The 1,817-nt window shown below is 34.8% G+C and carries 1 protein-coding gene; it reads left to right on the top strand.

What is annotated here, in order from left to right; genetic code table 11:
• Window positions 1-1,817, top strand: a 1,817-nt coding sequence (locus tag AJ887_RS10180) for a beta strand repeat-containing protein (RefSeq protein ID WP_410002259.1), incomplete at both ends; no start/stop codon positions are given.

Genomic DNA, 1,817 nt, shown 5'->3' with positions numbered 1-1,817 from the left:
GCTAGTTGTGCAAATGCTACACTTGCTCCTGAAATAAAAACTTATGATGAAGCAAATAAAAATACTAAAGCTAGATCAGCAATAAGTATGTATAGTCCTGAAGCTAGGACTGATACGACTATAAATTCATTACACACTGAAAAAGTAACCATTACTGGAAGCGGAACAACAAATTCCTTAACAATTGGATCAAGCGGAACTTTAGGCAGTACAGGTAATAAAGGTGATATTATTTACGCCTATGCTAGTGGTAGCGATACCCTTACACTTACTAATCTTACCAATAATGGAACCATCAATGGTAAAGTAGCCATACAAAATAGCCAAAATAACCTCACAGGAACCATCACTGTCAATACCTTTGAAAACAAAGGTCAAGTTAATGGTCAAATTTATATGGGAGTTTGGGGTAGCAACTCAGGAACTCTTAATATAGATACATTTAACAATAGTGGAGCTATAACAGCTTCTAATAATGATAAGGGAATTTTTTTCGAAGGAAAAAATACTAATATAAAAACCTTTAATAACAGCGGAACTATCACAAGCAATTCAATTGCCATTGATGTTGCAAACAATTCCAATATAAATTATTTTACAAATAGTGGTTTTATTAGTGCAGGCAAGGGAGTTAATATAGGTCAAGGCAGTATGACAAATTTTACCAATGCTAGCGGTGGAACCATACAAGGCACAGAGGCAGGTGTGCTTATTAACACAAAAATAGATACTTTTACCAATAATGGTTTTATTAACTCTCCTGGTAGTGGAGAATGGAGTAATGGAATTTGGATAAGTGGTGATACTAGGATAGATAATTTTTCCAATACAGGAACTATACAGGGTGGAGGTAATGGCATTTATATGAATTACGGATATTCTTCTGGTTCTTATATAAAAAATTTTTCCAATACAGGAACTATAAAAGGCGAAATTAGTGGAATTATTTTAGCCAATTCAACTATAGACAATTTTACAAATGATGGACTTATAGAATCAACAGGTGAATACGGAGCTATAGATCTTCAAAGCTTTTATCAAGGGGTAAGTTTAATTAAAACACTCGAAAACAAAGGAACTATCAAGGGTTTGAATGATGGTATCATAGTAGAAACAGGTAATAAAATAGAAACCCTTGTTAACAAAGGCGCTATAGAAGCTACCAATGGAAATGGCATAAGTTTTTATTTTATGCAACATGCGGCTACTGAGATAGATTTAGGAAATATCATTTTAGAAAACGGTAGTAAAATTATCGCTGGAAATAATGGTATTAATGTAGATATTACTCAAATAGATGCCTCTAATGAACAAACAACCATAAAGGGTCAAGGAATAGATGTTAAAAAAGGTGCTTCAGTTATTGGAAAAAATGGAGCTGGAATTTATATAGGAGATGGACAAGAATTAAACACCCAAATCACCATAGCAGGTGAAGTAAGTGGTGGAGCTGCTGGTATAGTCAATGAAGGTATCATAGGTGGTAGTAGCGATAATGATGATAAAAAAGGTGGCATTATCATCTCAGGAGGTAGTGTTAGCTCTTCAAGTGGAGGCTCTGGCATAGTCAATCAAGGCAATGGTTCTATAGCAGGTGAAATCAAGGTAGAAAGTGGAGGTTCAGTTGAAGGTGGTATTACCAATACAGGAAGTGGTTCTATCTCAGGAAATATAGTAGTAGAAGATGGCGGTAAACTTGATTCCATCACTAACACCTCTACTTCTGATACAGGTATAAGTGGCTCTATCACTAACAATAGTGATAATAAACTTGAAATTTCTAATGGAGAAGGTGCTACTATAGGTGGAGGTATTAC

The sequence above is a fragment of the Campylobacter sp. BCW_6466 genome, assembly GCF_001762835.1.
GTDB classification, from domain to species: Bacteria; Campylobacterota; Campylobacteria; order Campylobacterales; family Campylobacteraceae; genus Campylobacter_D; species Campylobacter_D jejuni.
This window is presented reverse-complemented; position numbering and strand designations above follow the sequence as displayed.